Source organism: Rhizobium ecuadorense, from assembly GCF_001187535.1.
Classification (GTDB): domain Bacteria; phylum Pseudomonadota; class Alphaproteobacteria; order Rhizobiales; family Rhizobiaceae; genus Rhizobium; species Rhizobium ecuadorense.
The window spans coordinates 1-292 of record NZ_LFIO01001505.1 but is presented as its reverse complement, the minus strand read 5'-3'; the positions used below and the strand labels follow the sequence as shown (position 1 = coordinate 292).

Genomic DNA, 292 nt, shown 5'->3' with positions numbered 1-292 from the left:
ACTTTCATCGGCACGGCCGATCATATTGCCGACGAAATCATCCGCTGGGTGGACCATGGCGCTGCCGATGGCTTCATCCTCGGTTTCCCTGTCATCGCCGAGGGCTTCGACGATTTCTCGAGATATGTTCTGCCGATCCTCACGGAGCGCGGCTATTTCGATCCCGTCCTTAAGGGCGAGACGCTGCGCGACCATCTCGGTCTGCCCTTCCGTGAAAGCCGCTACACAGCGGGCGCAGATCAGGTCGAGCGCGGAAAGGCTGTCGGCGCCTGAGGCGCCGACGAACCGTCAT

1 pseudogene is annotated in these 292 nt (G+C 61.3%); it reads left to right on the top strand.

The window, feature by feature from the left end:
* Positions 1-273: pseudogene (locus tag AF337_RS31160) on the top strand (LLM class flavin-dependent oxidoreductase); the annotation flags it as partial.
* Positions 274-292: the final 19 nt, after the last annotated feature.